Origin of the sequence: Enterobacter sp. EC_50, from assembly GCF_019584525.1 — a bacterium.
GTDB lineage: Bacteria > Pseudomonadota > Gammaproteobacteria > Enterobacterales > Enterobacteriaceae > Enterobacter > Enterobacter roggenkampii.
Genome location: NZ_VDAF01000003.1, coordinates 98,304 through 120,143, shown reverse-complemented (window position 1 = coordinate 120,143; position 21,840 = coordinate 98,304). Strand labels below are relative to the sequence as shown.

Genomic DNA, 21,840 nt, shown 5'->3' with positions numbered 1-21,840 from the left:
CATGGCAATCATCGGCATTTTCTTTGGCAGTGATACCGGCAATACCGAAAATATCGCGAAAAACATTCAAAAACAGCTCGGTAAAGACGTTGCTGATGTGCATGACATCGCCAAGAGCAGCAAAGAAGATCTCGAAGGCTATGACATTCTGCTGCTGGGTATTCCGACCTGGTACTACGGCGAAGCCCAGTGCGACTGGGATGATTTCTTCCCGACGCTGGAAGAAGTGGACTTCAACGGTAAGCTGGTTGCCCTGTTTGGCTGTGGCGACCAGGAAGACTACGCCGAGTACTTCTGTGACGCGCTGGGTACCATCCGCGACATCATTGAGCCGAATGGCGCTGTGATCGTCGGCCACTGGCCAACCGCCGGTTACCACTTCGAAGCGTCCAAAGGCCTGGCCGATGACGACCATTTCGTGGGTCTGGCCATCGACGAAGACCGTCAGCCAGAACTGACTGCAGAGCGCGTCGAGAAATGGGTTAAGCAGATCCGTGAAGAACTGCACCTGGACGATATTCTCAACGCCTGATTTTTATCGCGGCGCAACGGCGGTTGCGCCCGCGCACCAGGTCAAACCGATTAAATTAATTGCTACAATCTTTTAACTTTTTCGCCCAGACCTGTACAATGTCTCCCTGATAAAATGTGGTTTTCCACCGAGCAAGTTTGTTGGTGATACCCCATTTTTATAAGCATATTTTGCCTGAGACTTGCAGTTTTCATTTAGCCATGGCAGTTCTATAATGAGACGCATTATCCCGGGTGCATTTTCTGTCACTTCCTACAGAAGTGAATCGTTTAGCAACAGGACAGATTCCGCATGACTGACAACAATACCGCATTAAAGAAGGCTGGCCTGAAAGTTACGCTTCCTCGGTTAAAAATCCTCGAAGTGCTTCAGGGTCCAGACAATCACCATGTCAGTGCGGAAGACCTTTATAAACGTCTTATCGACATGGGTGAAGAGATTGGGCTGGCTACCGTCTATCGCGTGCTGAACCAGTTTGATGACGCGGGCATTGTCACCCGTCATAATTTCGAAGGTGGTAAATCTGTCTTCGAACTGACCCAGCAGCAGCACCACGATCACCTGATCTGCCTCGACTGTGGCAAGGTCATTGAATTTAGCGATGACTCTATCGAAGCGCGCCAGCGTGAAATCGCCGCGCGTCACGGCATCCGTCTGACCAACCACAGCCTGTACCTTTATGGTCACTGCGCTGAAGGCGATTGCCGCGAAAATGAACATGCGCATGACGCAAAATAAGTGAGTGTTCATACTCTGAGCCAGCCGTAAGGTTGGCTTTTTTTTGCCAGAAAAAAGCCCGGTGGCACAGTGCCACCGGGCGTAAAGAAACTTATTTATTATTATTGCGTATCTCGTTCCAGATCTTATCGCAACGCTTCGCCACTTCCTGATCGTTACCGGTTTTACGTGCCTGGATACAGGCCTGGTAATCCATCACGCGGACATTCTCCTGCGTCGCGAACTGCTCGTGCGCTTTCTCTTTCTTCAGCACGTTCAGCACGCTCTGGCAGGCTTCAATTTTCTCCGGCGATCCTTCCGCAGTATTAATGCAGGCGCTGTAGGCCTCCTTGAGGCGGGAGTCCTCTTTCGGTGCCTGAGTCTGGGCACACGCCACCAGCCCCGATGCCAACAGCGCGACGATTACGATTTTTTTCATCATTTGCAGTCTCCGGTCCGGCGGGATCTAACCCGCCGGACGATTCATCAGAAGATGGTGAACGGTGCGATAACCATGAATTTCACGTCACGTTCATCCTGGAAGATGTTGCCGTAACCGCCCGCGTAGCTCGGGATATCGGAGTGGTTGTCGTACTGGGTGAAGTGCAGTTTGAACATCGTGCCTTTCGCGCGGCCATCCTGCAGGGTATAGATAGCATCCAGGCTGTAGGAAGACTCTTTCAGGCGATAGTTTGGATCGTAGTAAGCATCCGGTGTTGCCATGTCGGCAGGTTTTGCATCCCAGGCGTAAGCGTAAGAAGCGCCCACGGCCCAGCCCGGCAGGTTCCAGTTTTTCAGGTCATACATCGCGCCGAAGAAGACCGCTTTCTCACCGTCGGCGTTGAAGTCGGAGCGGTTATCCCACCAGATATCAAGACGACCGTTGGAGGAAGCATAGGTCGGGGTCATACGCTGCAGGAAGTAGCCCTGCTGCCCTTCTGCTTTCACCCATGTGCCTTCCAGACGCAAATCAACCTGACCGACCTTGTAGCCGAAGGTTAACGCCTGCAGCCACGCGGTGCCGTCGTAGATATCATTGACGCCACCGTTACTGACTTTGTCGCGCGTACCGTAGAACTGGTAGCTGGTACTCAGCGGGCTACCCGCAATATCAAACTTATAGCTGGCCTTGGCAAAGTATTGATCGATATACCCTTGCGCCTGGCCGAATGCCGCTTCGAGAACCAGATCGTTTTTGAAGTCGTATTTCGCACCCAGCGAGTGGAGGTAATCGACTTTGGTTTTCTTATCGTTCTGGTAGAACTTGTCCATTTCAATGTGCCACGGTGCTTTGTACTCGTTGGTCCACATATAGGAGAAGCTCAGCGCACCTGCGTCACCGTAGTCAAAGTTAGCCCCGGCTTCTGCACCCTGATAGGTACCCGGCATAAAGCTCCAGTGTGGGGCTAACAGCGTCTGGCCGGTTGGCTGAATATAGCCCCCACGCGCCCAGACCGGGCCGTATTTGAATTTCGCTGCGGCTTTGTAAAGGCTGATACCGCTCTTATCCCCGGACCAGTCTTCATCATAGGCTTTGTTGCTGGAGGAGAAGGCGATTTCGTTCGGGTGGCCGCTGTCGCCGTTTTCCGCCATTTCGATCGCGGTGAACGCGGCGATATCCAGACCGAACATATCCGCGGCGTAGCCTGACTGGAAGTCCAGGTTGGCGTTCCAGGTGGAGTGCGAGAGGTTGGTTTTGTATTTATCTTCAGTGACGTCTTTACGGTCACGCTCACGCTGCCAGTAATAAATACCGCCCGTGAGGGTAGAATCTTCGATGAAACCCGCTGCTTTTGCCTCTGGCGCAATCACCAGGCCCGACATTGCTGTCACACCGGCAATAGCCAGCGCCAGCGCACTACGTTTGCCACTGAGCGTACGCATAGATTATTCCTCTTTGACGAATTAAAACGCCTGAAACGGCGTAAATAAAAAAGACCAAATGGTCAGGGGTAGTGTTAAATACCCTCGAATTAACTACCGTCTTTAGGTTATTTTTCGCGACGCGAATTATCAATGCTTTTCAGCGGGCAAAAGTCAGGATTATGACGAAGTGCACATAATTGGTAGTGCTTTGTAACATTTACAGGAAGGCGAGGAATGACGGGAAATTCTCAGCTATTTCAGTGTCCAGGCGTGGGATCGGTTTCCTTTTTTATAACCCTTTTGAATTTCGTAATGGCACAAACTTTTTTTTAAAAAATAAGTAGCACCTCATTGACCTGTTATTTTCATGACGCCACTTTAACCCCTGGCTTAATACTCTGATCGTTAAATAAAAAAACGCCGCATAATGCGGCGTTTGTTTCTCATTGACCAGAGCAGCAATATTATTCGCCGATCTTCGTCCAGGTATCACGCAGACCCACGGTACGGTTAAATACCGGTTTTTCCGCCGTGCTGTGACGGCTGTCCAGGCAGAAGTACCCTTCACGTTCGAACTGGAACGCTTTGCCTGCTTCAGCCGCTTTCAGAGAAGGCTCCGCATAACCCTGCTTGATCACCAAAGATTCCGGGTTGATGGTCGCCAGGAAGTCTTCCGCCGCACCTGGGTTAGGCACGCTGAACAGGCGATCGTACAGACGAATCTCTACCGGCAGCGCGTGGGATGCGCTCACCCAGTGGATAACGCCTTTCACCTTGCGGCCATCCGCCGGATCTTTACTCAGCGTCTCAGCGTCATAAGAACAGAAGATGGTGGTGATATTCCCTTCCGCATCTTTTTCAACGCGCTCGGCTTTGATGACGTAAGCATTACGCAGACGCACTTCTTTACCCAGCACCAGACGCTTGTACTGCTTGTTGGCTTCTTCACGGAAGTCAGCGCGGTCAATCCAGATCTCGCCGCTGAACGGCACGTCGCGGCTTCCCATTTCCGGTTTGTTCGGATGGTTAGGCATGGAGACCAGCTCGCTCTCGCCCTGCGGATAGTTTTCGATAACCAGCTTCACCGGGTCGATAACAGCCATCGCGCGCGGGGCATTTTCATTGAGGTCTTCACGAATGCAGGATTCCAGAGACGCCATCTCAATGGTGTTGTCCTGCTTGGTCACGCCGATACGCTTGCAGAACTCACGGATTGACGCCGCGGTGTAGCCACGGCGGCGCAGACCAGAGATGGTTGGCATACGCGGGTCGTCCCAGCCCTCAACGTGCTTGTCGGTGACCAGCAGGTTCAGCTTACGCTTGGACATCACGGTGTATTCCAGATTCAGACGAGAGAACTCGTACTGACGCGGATGCACAGAAATGGTGATGTTATCCAGCACCCAGTCGTACAGACGACGGTTGTCCTGGAACTCCAGCGTACACAGCGAGTGGGTGATGCCTTCCAGCGCATCGCTGATGCAGTGGGTGAAGTCGTACATCGGGTAGATGCACCACTTGTTGCCGGTCTGGTGGTGTTCTGCGAACTTGATGCGGTACAGCACCGGATCGCGCATCACGATGAACGGAGACGCCATATCGATTTTGGCACGCAGGCACGCTTTGCCCTCTTCGAAGCCACCGGCACGCATTTTTTCAAACAGCGCCAGGTTCTCTTCCACGCTGCGATCGCGGAACGGGCTGTTTTTACCCGGTGCGGTCAGCGTACCGCGGTATTCACGGATCTCATCTGCAGACAGTTCGTCTACATACGCCAGACCTTTGTTGATGAGCTCTACCGCGTAGGCATACAGCTGATCAAAATAGTCAGAGGAGTAGCAGATATCGCCAGACCAGTTGAAGCCCAGCCATTGCACGTCATTTTTGATGGACTCAACGTATTCGATGTCTTCTTTTACTGGGTTGGTGTCATCGAAACGCAGGTTGCACTGTCCCTGGTAGTCTTGCGCAATGCCAAAGTTCAGGCAGATGGACTTCGCATGCCCGATATGCAGGTAGCCATTCGGCTCCGGCGGGAAACGGGTATGAATTGTGGTGTGCTTACCACTGGCCAGATCTTCATCGATGATCTGACGAATAAAGTTACTCGGGCGGGCTTCTGCCTCACTCATCGTGGATTCCTCAAAGCGTAAACAACGTATAACGGCATATGATCTTATAAGCCGGACGTAGTGACAACCCTTAGTTACGGAAAATACGTATCAGATGAAAATAATGGGGGCATTTGCTGCAAAAAAAAGCGGCGGAGGATATCCCCCGCCACTTAAGGCATGACTCTACTCAGGAGCGATTACTTGCCTTTAATCTCATACAGCGGGGTTTGACCCGCAACAACCTGACCTTTCGCCTGGATGACCAGACCGCTGAAGTCGTCAATGTTGCTGCAAACCACCGGGCTAATCATGGAACGCGCGTTGGCATTCAGGAAGTCCAGATCTATTTCCAGAATCGGCTGCCCGGCCACCACTTCAGCGCCCTCTTCCACCAGGCGAGTAAAGCCCTGACCATTCAGCGCAACGGTATCGATACCCATGTGGACAACGATCTCCGCACCCTTTTCGGTTTCGAGGCAGAACGCGTGGTTGGTGTTGAAGATTTTCACGATGGTACCGGCAGCAGGAGACACCACGGTTTTATCCGTTGGTTTCACCGCCACACCGTCACCGACCGCTTTGCTGGCGAACGCTTCGTCAGGTACCTGCTCAAGGTCAACGACATCACCCGTTACCGGAGAGACCAGCGCGGCCACCGTCACGGCGTTTGCCACAGCCTGCGGTTTCGCTACCGGGGCAGCCGTCGACGCAGGTGCGCTGTCGGTTGATGCCGCCGCGACCGGACCGCGGGCAACCACTTTCTTCATTTCGTCACCGATGGATTCCGCTTTGGCACCCACGATAACCTGGATAGTTTGTTTGTTCAGTTTAACCACGCCCGATGCACCAAGGCGTTTACACATTGCGTCGCTGACGCGCGCCGAGTCACCTACCGTCAGACGCAGACGGGTGATGCAGGCATCAATGGCTTTCAGGTTGTCAGTCCCCCCAACGGCAGCGATATAGCTGGTCGCCAGCTGGGTCAGACCCTCTTCGGTGTTGCTGTTGGCTTCGTTGGTGACCACTTCGTCTTTGGTGTCTTCGCGGCCCGGCGTTTTGAGGTTAAACATACGAATAACCGCAGTGAACAGCACGAAGTAGATGACGAAGAAGACCAGACCCATTACCACCAGCATCCAGACGTTCTTGCTTGCCGCCGGCAGGTTGTACATCAACACGTAGTCGATCGCGCCTGCAGAGAAGGAGAAGCCAGCATGGATGCCCAGCAGGGTCGCCACAAACAGGCTGATACCGGTCAGGACCGCATGCATGAGGTACAGCACCGGCGCCAGGAACATGAACAGGAATTCCAGCGGCTCGGTTACACCGGTCAGGAACGCGGTAATCGCAACGGACAGCAGCATGCCGCCAACCATTGGGCGACGCGCTTTTGGCGCAGCCAGGTACATTGCCAGCGCAGCGCCCGGCAGACCAAACATCATGATTGGGAAGAAGCCAGACATGAACATGCCTGCGGTGCCGTCACCCGCGTAGAAGCGGTTGATGTCGCCGTGGAATACGGTGCCCGCAGCATTGGTGAACTCACCAATCTGGAACCATGCGATAGTGTTCAGCACCTGATGCAGACCGGTTGGGATCAGCAGACGGTTGATAAAACCAAAGATACCTGAGCCAAGTGCACCCGCTGAAACAATCCACTCACCACCCGCATGGATCGCATGCTGTACCGGTGGCCAGACGTAGCCAAAGATAGCGGCCAGAACCAGACAGAAGAAACCTGTCGCGATCGGCACGAAACGTTTGCCGCCAAAGAAACTCAGGAAGTCTGGCAGCTTAATGTTTGCCCAGCGGTTGTACACAGCACCACCGACCAGACCGGTAATGATACCTGCCAGCACGCCCATGTTGATTTCTGGGTTAATGGTTACCATCGCTTTCGTCAGGATGAAATAACCGACTGCCCCTGCCAGCGCTGCGGCACCCGCGCTGTCTTTTGACCAGCTAGAGGCAACACCGATGGCGAAAATCAGCGCCAGGTTGTCAAAAATGGCACCGCCAGCCTGAGCAATAAACGGTACGTTAAGAAGATCGGGTTGCCCGAATCGCAGCAGCAGCGCTGCAACCGGTAGCACGGCGATAGGGAGCTGCAAAGCCCTACCGAGGCGCTGGAAAAAACCTAAAATATTCATCCTATTCCCCCTACGAGACCCATTTTCAGGCTCGCGCATAAACTATGTTTTTATTGTGTCACGAACGATAGATACCGTTGATAATTCACTGGCAGTCTGAGTGTGTGAAAAATTAATTCGTATCGCAAATTAAACACCTATTTTTTGTGATTTTTGTCACCAAATATCGTATTCAGCCCTCCCTTACACTGGCTAACAGTGAAAACTTATTTTATCATTCAAAAAATCAAGACGGATTGATCCGGCCTGAAAGTTTCCAGGTTACGCTTTAGTATCAGGTTCCGAAGCCATCCGCCCACTCTTCTACTTAAACTTTGAGGTGAACAATGAGACTGATTCCCCTGGCAACTGCAGAACAAGTTGGTAAATGGGCCGCTCGCCATATCGTAAACCGCATTAACGCGTTCAAACCGACCGCCGATCGTCCTTTCGTTCTGGGCCTTCCAACCGGCGGCACACCGCTGACCGCTTACAAGGCGCTGGTTGAGATGCATAAAGCAGGCCAGGTTAGCTTCAAACATGTTGTGACCTTCAATATGGATGAATACGTTGGCTTACCGAAAGACCACCCGGAAAGCTACCATAGCTTTATGCACCGCAATTTCTTTGATCACGTTGATATCCCAGCTGAAAATATTAACCTGCTGAATGGAAACGCGCCGGATATTGACGCAGAATGCCGTCAGTATGAAGAAAAAATCCGTTCCTACGGTAAAATCCACCTGTTCATGGGTGGTGTAGGTAATGATGGTCATATCGCGTTTAACGAACCGGCGTCCTCTCTGGCTTCCCGTACCCGTATTAAAACGCTGACCCATGACACGCGCGTGGCGAACTCCCGCTTCTTTGACGGTGACGTTAACCAGGTTCCAAAATACGCCCTGACCGTAGGCGTAGGCACCCTGCTGGATGCTGAAGAAGTGATGATTCTGGTGCTGGGCGGCGTGAAAGCGCAGGCGCTCCAGGCTGCTGTTGAAGGCAACGTTAACCATATGTGGACCATCAGCTGTCTGCAGCTGCATCCTAAATCCGTCATCGTCTGTGACGAACCGTCCACGATGGAGCTGAAGGTTAAAACGCTGAAATACTTCAACGAGTTAGAAGCCGAGAACATCAAAGGTCTGTAATTGAATAACCGCCTCTTTCTCAAGAGGCGGCCGCTTTTTTTAACCGGGGGTCGTTATGTACGCTTTAACCCACGGTCGGATTTATACCGGCCATGAAATTCTGGATGACCACGCGATTGTTATCGCGAATGGCCTGATTGAACGTGTTTGCCCGCTGGCAGAACTGCCGCCGGAGATTGAACAGCGCTCACTCAATGGAGCAGTAATCTCCCCCGGTTTCATCGACGTACAGCTCAACGGCTGCGGCGGTGTGCAATTCAATGATACCGCCGATGCGGTAACGGTCGAAACGCTGGAGATCATGCAGAAAGCAAACGAGAAATCGGGCTGCACCAGCTATCTGCCAACGCTCATCACCAGCAGTGATGACCTGATGAAGCAGGGTATCCGCGTGATGCGCGAATACCTGGCCAAACATCCGAATCAGGCGCTCGGTCTGCACCTGGAAGGGCCATGGCTGAACATGGTCAAGAAAGGAACGCATAACCCGGACTACGTGCGTAAACCTGATGCGGAGCTGGTTGACTACATGTGTGCCAACGCCGATGTGATCACCAAGGTGACGCTGGCACCGGAAATGACCGGCACGGACGTCATCAGCAAGCTGGCCGCCGCCGGAATTGTGGTTTCAGCGGGCCACTCAAATGCCACGCTGAAAGAAGCGAAAGCCGGTTTCCGTGCGGGCATTACCTTTGCGACGCACCTGTATAACGCCATGCCATACATCACAGGTCGTGAACCGGGTCTGGTTGGCGCGATTCTGGATGAGCCAGACGTTTACTGCGGCATTATCGCGGACGGCTTACACGTTGATTACACCAACATTCGCAACGCCAAGCGGCTGAAAGGTGACAAGCTCTGCCTGGTAACGGACGCTACCGCACCGGCAGGTGCAAATATTGAGCAGTTCATTTTTGCCGGTAAAACAATATACTACCGCAATGGACTGTGTGTGGATGAAAACGGTACGCTGAGCGGTTCCTCTTTGACCATGATTGAAGGGGTGCGTAACCTGGTTGAGCATTGCGGGATTGCGCTTGATGAAGTCCTGCGCATGGCCACCCTTTATCCTGCGCGCGCTATCGGCGTGGATAAACAGCTTGGCGGAATTGCACCAGGTATGGTTGCAAACCTGACGGCATTCACACACGATTATAAAATTATTAAGACCATCGTTAATGGTAACGAGGTCGTCACTGAGTAAGTAAAAGTATGACACCTGGCGGACAAGCTCAAATCGGTAATGTCGATCTCGTTAAACAGCTTAACAGCGCGGCGGTATATCGCCTGATTGACCAACACGGGCCAATCTCACGTATTCAGATAGCCGAACAAAGCCAGCTTGCTCCCGCCAGCGTGACAAAAATTACCCGCCAGCTCATTGAGCGCGGTTTGATCAAAGAAGTCGATCAGCAGGCCTCCACCGGGGGCCGCCGCGCTATCTCCATTATTACCGAAACCCGCAATTTTCAGGCAATTGGCGTCCGTCTGGGCCGTCATGACACCACGCTCACGCTGTACGATCTGAGCAGTAAAGCCATTGCGGAAGAGCACTATCCCCTTCCGGAACGCACCCAGGAGACGCTGGAGCATGCGCTGCTGAATACCATCGCGCAGTTTATTGAAAGCTGTCAGCGCAAGATCCGCGAACTCATCGCCATCTCGGTGATTCTGCCCGGTCTGGTCGACCCGGAAAGCGGCGTGATCCGCTATATGCCGCACATTCAGGTTGAAAACTGGGGGCTGGTCGACGCGCTGGAAAAGCGCTTTAAAGTGACCTGCTTTGTGGGCCACGATATTCGCTCTCTGGCGCTGGCAGAGCACTACTTTGGTGCGAGCCAGGACTGTGAAGACTCTATTCTGGTGCGCGTTCACCGCGGTACGGGCGCAGGCATTATCTCTAACGGCCGAATTTTTATCGGTCGCAACGGTAACGTCGGTGAGATCGGCCACATTCAGGTTGAACCGCTCGGGGAGCGCTGCCACTGCGGCAACTTTGGCTGCCTTGAAACCATTGCCGCCAACACCGCCATCGAGCAGCGCGTTCGCCATCTGCTTGAACAGGGGTACCAAAGCCGCGTCACGCTGGACGACTGCAAGATAGGCACCATCTGCAAAGCCGCCAATAAAGGCGACGCGCTGGCCTGTGAAGTGATCGAGCAGGTGGGGCGCCATCTGGGGAAAACCATCGCCATCGCCATTAACCTGTTTAACCCACAAAAAGTGGTGATCGCCGGTGAAATTGTGGAGGCGGAAAAGGTGCTGCTCCCCGCGATTGAAGGCTGTATTAACACCCAGGCGCTGAAAGCATTCCGCCAGAATCTTCCGGTGGTTCGTTCAAAGCTTGACCATCGTTCGGCGATTGGCGCGTTCGCGCTGGTCAAACGCGCCATGCTCAACGGAATTCTGCTGCAGCATTTGCTGGAAAGTTGATCGGACCTTATAGTAACGCCTTCTTTTTTTGATGTCGGACTGTCCATGACCATTAAGAATGTAATTTGTGATATCGACGGCGTGCTGATGCACGACAACGTTGCCGTGCCGGGTGCTGCGGAGTTTCTTCACCGCATCATCGACAAAGGAATGCCTCTGGTTCTTCTCACGAACTACCCTTCTCAGACCGGTCAGGATCTGGCAAACCGCTTTGCCACGGCGGGGGTCGACGTCCCGGACAGCGTGTTTTATACCTCGGCGATGGCCACGGCGGATTTTCTGAAGCGTCAGGAAGGAAAAAAAGCCTATGTGGTCGGTGAAGGCGCGCTGATCCATGAGCTGTATAAAGCGGGCTTTACCATCACCGACGTCAACCCGGACTTTGTGATTGTAGGTGAAACGCGTTCCTACAACTGGGAGATGATGCATAAGGCATCCTTCTTTGTGGCTAACGGCGCGCGCTTTATTGCGACCAACCCGGATACCCACGGTCGCGGTTTTTATCCGGCCTGCGGCGCGCTGTGTGCCGGTATCGAGAAGATCTCCGGGCGCAAGCCGTTCTATGTCGGCAAGCCCAGCCCGTGGATCATTCGCGCCGCGCTCAACAAGATGCAGGCCCACTCTGAAGAGACCGTGATTGTCGGCGACAACCTGCGCACCGATATTCTGGCCGGTTTCCAGGCCGGTCTGGAGACGATTCTGGTGCTCTCTGGGGTCTCTCAGCTTGATGACATTGACTCAATGCCGTTCCGCCCAAGCTGGATTTACCCCTCCGTCGATGAAATTGACATCATCTGATACCAAACCACGCCTCAGGGCGTGGTTTTTTATTTTCTCACCTGCAAAACATAACTACATCTAACGAAAAAGCACTTTCATTGCATAATCCTCAATAAAAGCGCTCATGACATACGCGTTTTTCACCGATCTGCAACCACCATTGCACTATTTCCGTTTTCGCCCGTAAAACGCTTGCGCGCCCTGCCCCTTTGCGGCATTTTCATAAGCAAGCAACATTACAAAGCAACAGGGTTAACGGAGAAGGTTATGTGTTCAATTTTTGGCGTACTGGATATTAAAACTGACGCGGGCGAACTGCGTAAAAAGGCACTCGAACTGTCCCGCCTGATGCGCCATCGCGGCCCGGACTGGTCAGGCGTTTACGCCAGTGACAAAGCAATTCTGGCTCACGAACGTCTGTCTATTGTTGACGTCAACGCCGGTGCACAGCCGCTGTATAACGAGAAAAAAACGCACGCGCTGGCTGTCAACGGTGAGATCTATAACCACCAGGCGCTGCGCGCCGAGTACGGCGACCGCTACGCGTTCCAGACCGGGTCCGACTGTGAAGTGATCCTGGCGCTGTATCAGGAGAAAGGTCCCGAGTTTCTGGACGACCTGCAGGGTATGTTTGCCTTCGCCCTGTACGACAGCGAAAAAGACGCCTACCTGATTGGCCGCGACCACATCGGTATTATCCCGCTGTACATGGGCCACGATGAACACGGCAACTTCTACGTTGCGTCTGAAATGAAAGCCCTGGTGCCGGTCTGCCGCACCATCAAAGAGTTCCCGGCAGGCAGCTACCTGTGGAGTAAAGACGGCGAGATCCGTCCGTACTACCAGCGCGACTGGTTCGACTACGACGCGGTAAAAGACAACGTGACGGACAAAGCCGAGCTGCGTCAGGCGCTGGAAGATTCCGTGAAAAGCCACCTGATGTCAGACGTACCTTACGGCGTGCTGCTCTCCGGCGGTCTGGACTCCTCCGTGATCTCCGCGATCACCAAGAAATTTGCGGCTCGTCGCGTGGAAGATCAGGAGCGCTCAGAAGCCTGGTGGCCACAGCTGCACTCCTTTGCCGTGGGCCTGGAAGGCGCGCCGGATCTGAAAGCCGCGCAGGAAGTGGCAAACCACCTCGGCACCGTGCACCATGAAATTCACTTCACCGTGCAGGAAGGCCTGGATGCGATCCGCGATGTGATCTATCACATTGAAACCTATGACGTTACGACAATTCGCGCCTCCACGCCGATGTACCTGATGTCGCGTAAGATCAAGGCGATGGGCATCAAAATGGTGCTCTCCGGTGAAGGTTCTGACGAAGTGTTTGGCGGCTACCTGTACTTCCACAAAGCGCCAAATGCCAAAGAGCTGCACGAAGAGACCGTGCGTAAACTCCAGGCGCTGCATATGTTTGACTGCGCGCGTGCCAACAAAGCGATGTCGGCATGGGGTGTCGAAGCGCGTGTACCGTTCCTGGATAAGAAATTCCTCGACGTGGCGATGCGCATCAACCCGCAGGATAAAATGTGCGGCAACGGTAAAATGGAAAAACATATCCTGCGTGAATGTTTTGAATCCTACCTGCCGGCGAGCGTAGCATGGCGTCAGAAAGAGCAGTTCTCCGATGGCGTAGGCTACAGCTGGATCGACACCCTGAAAGAGGTGGCGGCGAAACAGGTTTCTGACCAACAGCTGGAAACCGCAAGCTTCCGCTTCCCGTACAACACGCCGGGCTCGAAAGAAGCGTACCTCTACCGTGAAATTTTTGAAGAACTGTTCCCGGTACCGAGCGCTGCAGAGTGTGTGCCGGGTGGTCCATCCGTCGCCTGCTCGTCTGCCAAAGCGATTGAATGGGATGAATCGTTCAAATCCATGAACGATCCGTCAGGACGTGCGGTAGGCGTTCACCAGTCAGCCTACAAATAATCACGCATTTCATCATCAGGCCCTGCGGGGCCTGATTTTTTTTGCCCCGCTTTTGCACAGCTAAAACCGATTAATAACCAATAATTGCCGAATATTCGGTCACGCTGTTCGCAACCTAACCAAACAGTCACATTCCGGCTATTTTCGTTGAAAAAGGTGTTGACGCTGCAAGGGTCTATACGCATAATGCGCCCCGCAACGCCGATAAGGTAACGCGAAAAAAAGATGGCTACGTAGCTCAGTTGGTTAGAGCACATCACTCATAATGATGGGGTCACAGGTTCGAATCCCGTCGTAGCCACCATCTTTTTTTGCGGGAGTGGCGAAATTGGTAGACGCACCAGATTTAGGTTCTGGCGCCGCAAGGTGTGCGAGTTCAAGTCTCGCCTCCCGCACCATTCCCGGGTAAGCGTTGCACGGATGGGGTATCGCCAAGCGGTAAGGCACCGGTTTTTGATACCGGCATTCCCTGGTTCGAATCCAGGTACCCCAGCCATATTTCTTCGATTTTGCGGTTCTCCGCGGTATTGGGGTATCGCCAAGCGGTAAGGCACCGGTTTTTGATACCGGCATTCCCTGGTTCGAATCCAGGTACCCCAGCCATCGAAGATTGCAGTACTGGCTACGTAGCTCAGTTGGTTAGAGCACATCACTCATAATGATGGGGTCACAGGTTCGAATCCCGTCGTAGCCACCAAATTGAGATTATCGATCGATTTCGGTAATGAGAAAAAATTGTTGGGGTATCGCCAAGCGGTAAGGCACCGGATTCTGATTCCGGCATTCCGAGGTTCGAATCCTCGTACCCCAGCCAATTTATAAAGTCGTTAAGCAGCTTGTTTAACGCAATTGGGGTGTCGCCAAGCGGTAAGGCTCTGGTTTCTGATACCAGCATTCCGGGGTTCGAATCCCTGCACCCCAGCCACTTAAAACAAAATAGCCCGCTCTGCGGGCTTTTTTGTTTTTGTACAGAATTGTGCGGCCTGATGCCCTCACCCTGGCCCTCTCCCACGGGGAGAGGGAAAAAAGTTTAGAGTCCGAGAGCGTACTTCAGGGCCTGACGCTTCAGGCCACCGGAACGTTCCGCGGCCATCAGGCCTATATTACGCAGAATACGCACTGGCGCTACGTCATTGCTGAACCCCGCATAGAACAGATCCATCCCCGACTGCATGATGAAGTTATCCGCCATACGTCGCGTCTGATAACGCTTTAGCACCTGATGGCTGGCCCAGTTTTCCGCGTGTCCGCGGGCGCTGCCCAGGACATCCAGTAAGGCATCGACGTCACGATACCCCAGGTTCACGCCCTGCCCAGCCAGCGGATGAATGGTGTGTGCCGCATCCCCCACCAGCGCTAAGCCTGCGCGGGCATACTGCAACGCATGACGACGCGTGAGTGGGAACGCCCCGGCGGCGACCGGCGTGACGTGCCCCAGACGGCTCGGGAAGTGCAGCAGGATCTCGCGCTGCAGCTGTTCCATGTTCATCCCCTGCAGCTGACGAATGCGCGCCGGTTTGTCGTACCACACCAGCGACGCCCAGTTATCAAACAGCGGTAAAAAGGCATGCGGGCCGTTCGGCGTAAAGTGCTGCCAGGTGCTTTCGCCCGGCCCATTCTCACACTCGGCGGTAATCAGCATACAGGACTGTTCATACTGCCAGGCATGAACCCCGATCCCCGCCATCTGTCTGACCTGCGAGTTAGCGCCGTCCGCCCCGATGACCAGCTTCACGGCCAGCTCATCGCCGTTGTCGAGCGTCAGTAGATAGCCACGCTCGTGAGGATGCAGCGCCTTAAGCGACGCTGGCACGCGCAGCGTCACCTTCGGATGCGCCTCCAGCGCCTGCCAGAGCGCCCGCTGGAGCACGTTGTTTTCCACCATATAGCCCAGGCGCGGCAGCTTTAGCTCAGCGGCATCAAACGCGACGTGGGCATTTTCCCACTCCCAGGTTTCGAGGCGGCTGTAAGGGTGCGCGCGCATCGCCTGCACTGCCTCCCAGACGCCCAGCCCGCGCAGCAGATCGACGGATGCCGCGCTGATCGCAGAAATGCGCACGTCCGGTTTGCTGGCGGGATCGTAGGCTGGCGGAGCCGCCTGTTCGATTACCGTTACCTCAAATCCCTGCTGCGCCAGCCCCAGCGCCAGCGCGCCGCCGACCATACCGCCGCCGACAACGGCAACTTCGGTGTGTTGGAGTGTCATGGTCAATTTTCCTTATTGGAGAATCCCTTAAGTTTACCGGATTTTTGCGGTCCTGAGACACATAACCTTCATACTGGTCACAACCCCACCAAAGCATTACAATACGCGGCTTGCAATCCTGAGCTGAGCAAGTCGATGACTAAAAAACTCCATATAAAAACCTGGGGCTGTCAGATGAACGAATACGATTCATCCAAGATGGCCGATCTGCTGGATACCACCCACGGATACCAGCTGACTGAAAATGCGAAAGAAGCCGATGTGCTGCTGCTGAACACCTGTTCAATTCGTGAAAAAGCGCAGGAAAAAGTCTTTCACGTGTTAGGCCGCTGGAAACTTCTCAAACGAAAAAATCCGGACCTGATCATCGGCGTGGGCGGCTGCGTCGCGTCGCAGGAAGGCAAGCTGATCCGCCAGAGAGCCCCGTATGTGGACATTGTCTTTGGCCCTCAGACCCTGCACCGTCTGCCTGAGATGATCAATCAGGTTCGTGGCAACCGTAGCCCGGTCGTTGACGTCAGCTTCCCGGAAATCGAAAAATTTGACCGTCTGCCGGAGCCGCGTGCCGATGGCCCGACCGCCTTCGTCTCCATCATGGAAGGCTGCAACAAATACTGCACGTACTGCGTGGTGCCGTACACCCGTGGTGAAGAGGTCAGCCGCCCGGCAGATGACATTCTGTTTGAAATCGCGCAGCTTGCCGCGCAGGGTGTGCGCGAAGTGAACCTGCTGGGCCAGAATGTTAACGCCTGGCGCGGTGAGAACTACGACGGCACGACCGGCAGCTTTGCTGAGCTGCTGCGTCTGGTGGCCGCGATTGACGGCATCGACCGCATTCGCTTTACCACCAGCCATCCGATGGAATTTACCGATGACATCATTGACGTTTATCGCGATACGCCAGAGCTGGTGAGCTTCCTGCACCTGCCGATTCAGTGTGGCTCTGACCGCGTGCTGAACCTGATGGGCCGCCCCCATACGGTGTTGGAGTACAAATCCACCATCCGCAAGCTGCGTGAAGCACGTCCGGATATCCAGATTAGCTCCGACTTTATCGTCGGCTTCCCTGGCGAAACCGCAGAAGACTTCGAGCGCACCATGAAGCTCATCGGCGAAGTGAACTTTGACGTCAGCTACAGCTTCATCTTCTCTGCACGTCCAGGAACACCGGCGGCCGATATGGTTGACGATGTACCGGAAGAAGAGAAAAAGCAGCGTCTGTATATTCTTCAGGAGCGCATCAACCAGCAGGCTAACGCCTGGAGCCGCCGCATGCTCGGTACCGTACAGCGCATTCTGGTGGAAGGCACTTCCCGCAAGAGCATTATGGAACTCTCCGGTCGTACGGAAAATAACCGCGTGGTGAACTTTGAAGGCACCCCGGATATGATCGGTAAGTTTGTGGACGTCGAGATTGTCGAGGTGCTGACCAACTCGCTGCGCGCGAAAGTGGTCCGCACCGAAGACGAAATGGGCCTGCGTATCGCAGAGTCACCGGAATCCGTGATCTCGCGTACCCGCAAAGAAAACGATTCTGGCGTTGGGATTTACCAGCCATAATCCTTCAGGCCTGCCGCTTTGGCAGGCCTTGTATTTCCTCTCATCGCCCCCAATATCTTCCGCAACGCTTGCGCCTTTATTCTGTGGCGTGAATAATTTCGGTAATGACCGTTTTATTCCGCCGTGTGGCAGCGGGTCAGTTAATCAATCAAAGAGGAACAGTTTGAACATAGATACGCGTGAAATTAGCCTTGAGCCAGCAGACAACGCTCGCCTGCTGAGCCTGTGCGGGCCGTTTGATGACAACATCAAACAACTGGAGCGACGTCTGGGTATCGAAATCAATCGTCGCGATAATCATTTCAAACTCACCGGACGCCCTATCTGCGTCAACGCCGCTGCGGACATTCTGCGTAGCCTGTATGTCGACACCTCCCCCATGCGCGGCGAAATTCAGGATATCGAACCGGAGCAGATTCACCTCGCCATTAAAGAGGCGCGCGTGCTTGAGCAGAGCGCGGAGAGCGTGCCGGACTATGGCAAGGCAATCAACATTAAGACCAAGCGTGGCGTCATCAAGCCGCGTACGCCAAACCAGGCGCAGTATATCGCCAATATTCTCGACCACGACATCACCTTCGGCGTGGGGCCGGCGGGTACGGGTAAAACCTATCTGGCCGTTGCCGCGGCGGTCGATGCGCTGGAGCGTCAGGAAATCCGGCGTATCCTGCTGACCCGCCCTGCCGTTGAAGCCGGTGAAAAACTGGGCTTCCTGCCTGGCGATCTGAGCCAGAAGGTCGACCCGTATCTCCGTCCTTTATACGATGCGCTGTTCGAAATGCTGGGCTTTGAGAAGGTCGAGAAGCTCATTGAGCGTAACGTGATCGAAGTGGCCCCGCTCGCCTACATGCGCGGCCGTACGCTGAACGATGCGTTCATCATTCTCGATGAGAGCCAGAACACCACCATCGAACAGATGAAAATGTTCCTGACGCGTATTGGCTTTAACTCGAAAGCGGTGATTACCGGCGACGTCACGCAGATCGATCTGCCGCGCAGCACCAAATCGGGCCTGCGCCACGCCATCGAAGTGCTGGCCGAGGTCGATGAAATCAGCTTTAACTTCTTCCACAGTGAAGACGTGGTACGCCACCCGGTGGTCGCGCGTATCGTTAACGCTTATGAAGCCTGGGAAGAGGCAGATCAGAAGCGTAAGGCCGAACTGGCCGCAGAACGTAAGCGCGAAGCGCAGGAGCAAGAACAGAAATGAGTCAGGTGATCCTCGATTTACAGCTGGCCTGTGAAGACAATTCCGGCATGCCAGATGAGGCACAGTTTCAGAAATGGCTGGATGCCGTTATCCCGCAGTTTCAGGAAGAATCAGAAGTCACGATTCGCCTGGTGGATGAAGCAGAAAGCCATGAGCTTAACCTGACCTATCGCGGGAAAGATAAGCCGACCAACGTGCTCTCTTTCCCGTTCGAAGCCCCGCCGGGCATCGAGATGCCGCTGTTGGGCGATCTGATCATCTGCCGCCAGGTGGTTGAACAGGAAGCCAAAGAGCAGCAGAAACCCCTTGAAGCCCACTGGGCGCACATGGTGGTACACGGCAGCCTGCATCTGCTCGGCTACGATCATATTGAAGACGACGAAGCGGAAGAGATGGAGTCCCTCGAGACAGAGATAATGCTTGCTCTGGGCTATGAGGATCCGTACATTGCCGAGAAAGAATAGTCAGTCACCGGACTGACTCCCCTGCCGCCACGAAAGGACATCGCGTGGCGGTAAACATTGAACTAACAAGAGAACCCTTAACAAACGCCATGAGCGACGACAATTCACACAGTAGCGACACGACAACCAGTAAAAAGGGATTTTTCTCCCTCATTCTGAACCAGCTTTTCCACGGCGAACCGAAAAACCGTGATGAACTGCTGGAGCTGATTCGTGATTCCGGGCAAAACGACCTTATCGACGAAGATACGCGCGAAATGCTCGAAGGGGTTATGGACATCGCCGACCAGCGCGTTCGCGATATCATGATTCCCCGCTCGCAGATGATCACCCTGAAACGTAACCAGACGCTGGACGAGTGTCTCGATGTCATCATCGAATCCGCCCACTCGCGTTTCCCGGTCATCAGCGAAGACAAAGATCACATCGAAGGGATTTTGATGGCGAAAGATCTGCTGCCGTTTATGCGCAGCGATGCCGAAGCCTTCAGCATGGAAAAAGTGTTACGCCAGGCCGTGGTTGTGCCGGAAAGTAAACGTGTGGATCGGATGCTGAAAGAGTTTCGCTCTCAGCGTTACCACATGGCGATTGTTATTGATGAATTTGGTGGCGTCTCCGGTCTGGTCACGATCGAGGATATCCTTGAGCTGATCGTGGGCGAAATCGAAGATGAGTACGACGAAGAAGAGGATATCGACTTCCGTCAGCTCAGCCGCCACACCTGGACCGTGCGGGCGCTGGCCTCCATTGAGGACTTCAACGACGCCTTCGGGACCCACTTCAGCGATGAAGAGGTCGATACCATTGGCGGGCTGGTGATGCAGGCCTTTGGCCACCTCCCGGCGCGCGGAGAGACCGTTGACATCGACGGTTACCAGTTCAAAGTAGCCATGGCCGACAGCCGACGTATTATACAGGTTCACGTCAGAACGCCGGACGACTCACCGGTGCCAAAACTGGAAGATTAATGTAAATGGCATTTGCCCCATTGCTTGAACGCCAGCGCGTCCGTTTGCTGCTGGCGCTGTTACTCGGAGCCAGCGGTACGCTGGCTTTTTCTCCTTACGACATCTGGCCTGCGGCCATTCTCTCCCTGATGGGGCTTCAGGGTTTGACCCTGAATCGTCGTCCGGTGCAGGCTGCCGCTATCGGCTACTTCTGGGGACTGGGGCTGTTTGGCTCAGGGATTAACTGGGTCTACGTCAGCATCGCCCAGTTTGGCGGTATGCCGGGCCCGGTAAACGTCTTCCTGGTGGTACTGCTCGCCGCGTATCTCTCGCTCTATACCGGTCTGTTCGCCGGCATCCTTTCTCGCCTGTGGCCCAAAACCACCTGGCTGCGCGTTGCCATTGCCGCGCCGGTGGTCTGGCAGATCACGGAATTCCTGCGCGGCTGGGTGCTGACCGGCTTCCCGTGGCTGCAGTTCGGCTACAGTCAGATTGACGGCCCGCTGAAAGGCCTGGCGCCGGTCATGGGCGTTGAGGCCATTAACTTCCTGCTGATGGTCGTTAGCGGCCTGCTGGTATTAGCGCTGGTTTCACGATGCTGGAAACCGCTGGCTGTGGCGCTGGTGCTGTTCGCCCTGCCCTTCCCGCTGCGCTATATCCAGTGGTTCACGCCGGAGCCCGCGCGCGCCATGCAGGTCTCCATGGTGCAGGGGAATATCCCGCAGTCGATGAAGTGGGACGAGAAAGAACTGCTGAATACGCTGAAGATCTACGCCAACGCCACCGAAAAGGTGATGGGTAAATCGCAGCTGATTATCTGGCCGGAGTCTGCTATTCCCGATCTGGAGATCAACCAGCAGCCGTTCCTCAACATGATGAACGACCTGCTGCTCTCGCGTGGCAGTACGCTGATCACCGGGATTGTCGATGCGCGTCTGAATCAGCAGAACCGCTACGACACCTACAACACCATCATTACGCTCGGCAAAGACAGCGAATACAGCTACCACTCCACTGACCGGTACAACAAGAACCACCTGGTGCCGTTTGGTGAATTTGTGCCGCTGGAGTCAATTCTTCGCCCGCTGGCCCCGTTCTTCGATCTGCCGATGTCCTCCTTCAGCCGCGGACCGTACGTTCAGCCTCAGCTGCATGCGCACGGCGCAGCCCTGACGGCGGCCATCTGCTACGAAATTATCTTAGGCGAGCAGGTGCGCGATAACTTCCGCCCGGATACGGACTATTTGCTGACCATCTCTAACGATGCCTGGTTTGGTAAATCAATCGGCCCGTGGCAGCACTTCCAGATGGCACGCATGCGCTCCCTGGAGCTGGCCCGTCCGCTGCTGCGCAGCACCAACAACGGCATCACCGCCGTGATTGGTCCGCAGGGTGAAATCCAGGCCATGATCCCACAGTTCACCCGAGAAGTGCTGACCACCAACGTCACTCCTACCACCGGGCTGACGCCGTACGCCCGCACCGGCAACTGGCCGCTGTGGATCCTGACCGCGCTGTTCGGCTTTGGCGCGGTGCTGATGAGCCTGCGCCAGCGTCGTCGATAATCCCTCCTCTTCCTGCCGGGTGGCGCTAACGCTTACCCGGCCTACTGTTTCGCTTTTGTAGGTCGGGTAAGCGTTAGCGCCACCCGACAATTCTCTCCAGACTTCAATTCTGGCACGCCTATTGCTTTGTTTATTCAGGTAAACGCAGTTTGGCTTAATGTGCAACTTTGTCGCACCAGCGTAGATCATCGGTAGCACCGAAACGGTGCAACGGGAGATATTTGCCTCTGAATGGTG

Annotated in this window: 18 protein-coding genes and 7 tRNA genes; 19 read left to right on the top strand and 6 right to left on the bottom strand. The window is 54.5% G+C overall.

Annotation, left to right across the window (positions count from 1 at the left end; all coding sequences use genetic code 11):
- Position 1: 1 nt before the first annotated feature.
- Positions 2-532 carry a flavodoxin FldA gene (fldA, locus tag FHC48_RS03885; RefSeq protein ID WP_008501067.1) on the top strand — a complete coding sequence of 177 codons (531 nt, stop codon included), beginning with the start codon at positions 2-4 and terminating at the stop codon, positions 530-532.
- Between the two features lie 291 nt (positions 533-823).
- A complete protein-coding gene (gene fur, locus FHC48_RS03880; protein ID WP_008501066.1) occupies positions 824-1,270 on the top strand; it encodes a ferric iron uptake transcriptional regulator in 447 nt (148 codons plus the stop codon).
- 91 nt (positions 1,271-1,361) lie between these two features.
- On the opposite strand, the gene chiQ is transcribed toward fur, so the two are convergent.
- From chiQ to nagE, 4 genes are all read right to left on the bottom strand, one after another.
- Positions 1,362-1,688, bottom strand: a complete 327-nt coding sequence (gene chiQ / locus FHC48_RS03875) for a ChiQ/YbfN family lipoprotein (RefSeq protein WP_025912725.1) — start codon at positions 1,686-1,688, stop codon at positions 1,362-1,364.
- Between the two features lie 47 nt (positions 1,689-1,735).
- The gene (gene chiP / locus FHC48_RS03870) at positions 1,736-3,133 is read right to left on the bottom strand and encodes a chitoporin ChiP (RefSeq protein ID WP_059365170.1); all 1,398 of its coding nucleotides are present in this window, start codon (positions 3,131-3,133) and stop codon (positions 1,736-1,738) included.
- Between the two features lie 446 nt (positions 3,134-3,579).
- On the bottom strand, positions 3,580-5,247 hold the full coding sequence (gene glnS / locus FHC48_RS03865; RefSeq protein ID WP_059365169.1) for a glutamine--tRNA ligase: 1,668 nt from the start codon (positions 5,245-5,247) through the stop codon (positions 3,580-3,582).
- Between the two features lie 179 nt (positions 5,248-5,426).
- Entirely contained in the window at positions 5,427-7,379 is a 1,953-nt protein-coding gene (gene nagE, locus FHC48_RS03860; protein ID WP_059365168.1) for a PTS N-acetyl glucosamine transporter subunit IIABC, read from the bottom strand.
- A 326-nt stretch (positions 7,380-7,705) separates the two neighbouring features.
- Between nagE and nagB the strand changes: the two genes are divergently transcribed.
- The 5 genes from nagB (at position 7,706) to asnB (ending at position 13,651) form a co-directional block, all read left to right on the top strand.
- A complete protein-coding gene (gene nagB, locus FHC48_RS03855) occupies positions 7,706-8,506 on the top strand; it encodes a glucosamine-6-phosphate deaminase (RefSeq protein ID WP_008501061.1) in 801 nt (266 codons plus the stop codon).
- A gap of 55 nt (positions 8,507-8,561) precedes the next feature.
- Positions 8,562-9,710, top strand: a complete 1,149-nt coding sequence (gene nagA / locus FHC48_RS03850) for an N-acetylglucosamine-6-phosphate deacetylase (protein WP_008501059.1) — start codon at positions 8,562-8,564, stop codon at positions 9,708-9,710.
- Between the two features lie 8 nt (positions 9,711-9,718).
- Positions 9,719-10,939: an N-acetylglucosamine repressor gene (locus FHC48_RS03845; protein WP_021242995.1), complete on the top strand. Its 1,221-nt coding sequence runs from the start codon at positions 9,719-9,721 to the stop codon at positions 10,937-10,939.
- A gap of 45 nt (positions 10,940-10,984) precedes the next feature.
- Positions 10,985-11,737, top strand: a complete 753-nt coding sequence (gene nagD / locus FHC48_RS03840; protein ID WP_008501057.1) for a ribonucleotide monophosphatase NagD — start codon at positions 10,985-10,987, stop codon at positions 11,735-11,737.
- 249 nt (positions 11,738-11,986) lie between these two features.
- Positions 11,987-13,651 carry an asparagine synthase B gene (gene asnB, locus FHC48_RS03835; RefSeq protein WP_021242994.1) on the top strand — a complete coding sequence of 555 codons (1,665 nt, stop codon included), beginning with the start codon at positions 11,987-11,989 and terminating at the stop codon, positions 13,649-13,651.
- Here asnB and FHC48_RS03830 read toward each other — a convergent pair.
- Positions 13,642-13,836: a hypothetical protein gene (locus FHC48_RS03830; RefSeq protein ID WP_119312017.1), complete on the bottom strand. Its 195-nt coding sequence runs from the start codon at positions 13,834-13,836 to the stop codon at positions 13,642-13,644. The two genes, asnB and FHC48_RS03830, sit on opposite strands and share 10 nt — an antisense overlap.
- A 42-nt stretch (positions 13,837-13,878) precedes the next feature.
- Between FHC48_RS03830 and FHC48_RS03825 the strand changes: the two genes are divergently transcribed.
- The 7 genes from FHC48_RS03825 to FHC48_RS03795 all read left to right on the top strand — a co-directional run bounded on the left by FHC48_RS03825 (position 13,879) and on the right by FHC48_RS03795 (position 14,576).
- Positions 13,879-13,955 (top strand) — tRNA-Met (locus FHC48_RS03825).
- Between the two features lie 9 nt (positions 13,956-13,964).
- A tRNA-Leu gene (locus FHC48_RS03820) sits at positions 13,965-14,049 on the top strand.
- A gap of 23 nt (positions 14,050-14,072) precedes the next feature.
- Positions 14,073-14,147: transfer RNA gene (locus tag FHC48_RS03815), tRNA-Gln, on the top strand.
- A gap of 32 nt (positions 14,148-14,179) precedes the next feature.
- Positions 14,180-14,254, top strand: a tRNA-Gln gene (locus FHC48_RS03810).
- 17 nt (positions 14,255-14,271) lie between these two features.
- Positions 14,272-14,348: transfer RNA gene (locus FHC48_RS03805), tRNA-Met, on the top strand.
- A 42-nt stretch (positions 14,349-14,390) separates the two neighbouring features.
- Positions 14,391-14,465 (top strand) — tRNA-Gln (locus tag FHC48_RS03800).
- Positions 14,466-14,501: 36 nt separating this feature from the next.
- Positions 14,502-14,576: transfer RNA gene (locus tag FHC48_RS03795), tRNA-Gln, on the top strand.
- A gap of 105 nt (positions 14,577-14,681) precedes the next feature.
- Here FHC48_RS03795 and ubiF read toward each other — a convergent pair.
- Entirely contained in the window at positions 14,682-15,857 is a 1,176-nt protein-coding gene (gene ubiF, locus FHC48_RS03790; protein ID WP_059365167.1) for a 3-demethoxyubiquinol 3-hydroxylase, read from the bottom strand.
- Between the two features lie 135 nt (positions 15,858-15,992).
- Between ubiF and miaB the strand changes: the two genes are divergently transcribed.
- The 5 genes from miaB (at position 15,993) to lnt (ending at position 21,603) form a co-directional block, all read left to right on the top strand.
- Positions 15,993-17,417 (top strand): tRNA (N6-isopentenyl adenosine(37)-C2)-methylthiotransferase MiaB, encoded by a 1,425-nt coding sequence (miaB, locus tag FHC48_RS03785; RefSeq protein WP_021242573.1) that lies wholly within the window; start codon positions 15,993-15,995, stop codon positions 17,415-17,417.
- Between the two features lie 163 nt (positions 17,418-17,580).
- Positions 17,581-18,627: a PhoH family protein gene (locus FHC48_RS03780; RefSeq protein ID WP_008501053.1), complete on the top strand. Its 1,047-nt coding sequence runs from the start codon at positions 17,581-17,583 to the stop codon at positions 18,625-18,627.
- On the top strand, positions 18,624-19,091 hold the full coding sequence (gene ybeY / locus FHC48_RS03775) for an rRNA maturation RNase YbeY (protein ID WP_008501052.1): 468 nt from the start codon (positions 18,624-18,626) through the stop codon (positions 19,089-19,091). Before FHC48_RS03780 ends, ybeY begins: the two co-directional genes overlap by 4 nt.
- Positions 19,092-19,180: 89 nt before the next feature.
- Entirely contained in the window at positions 19,181-20,059 is an 879-nt protein-coding gene (corC, locus tag FHC48_RS03770) for a CNNM family magnesium/cobalt transport protein CorC (protein WP_021242574.1), read from the top strand.
- 5 nt (positions 20,060-20,064) lie between these two features.
- Positions 20,065-21,603, top strand: coding sequence for an apolipoprotein N-acyltransferase (lnt, locus tag FHC48_RS03765; protein WP_119312016.1), 1,539 nt, complete (start codon positions 20,065-20,067; stop codon positions 21,601-21,603).
- Positions 21,604-21,840 lie beyond the last annotated feature (237 nt).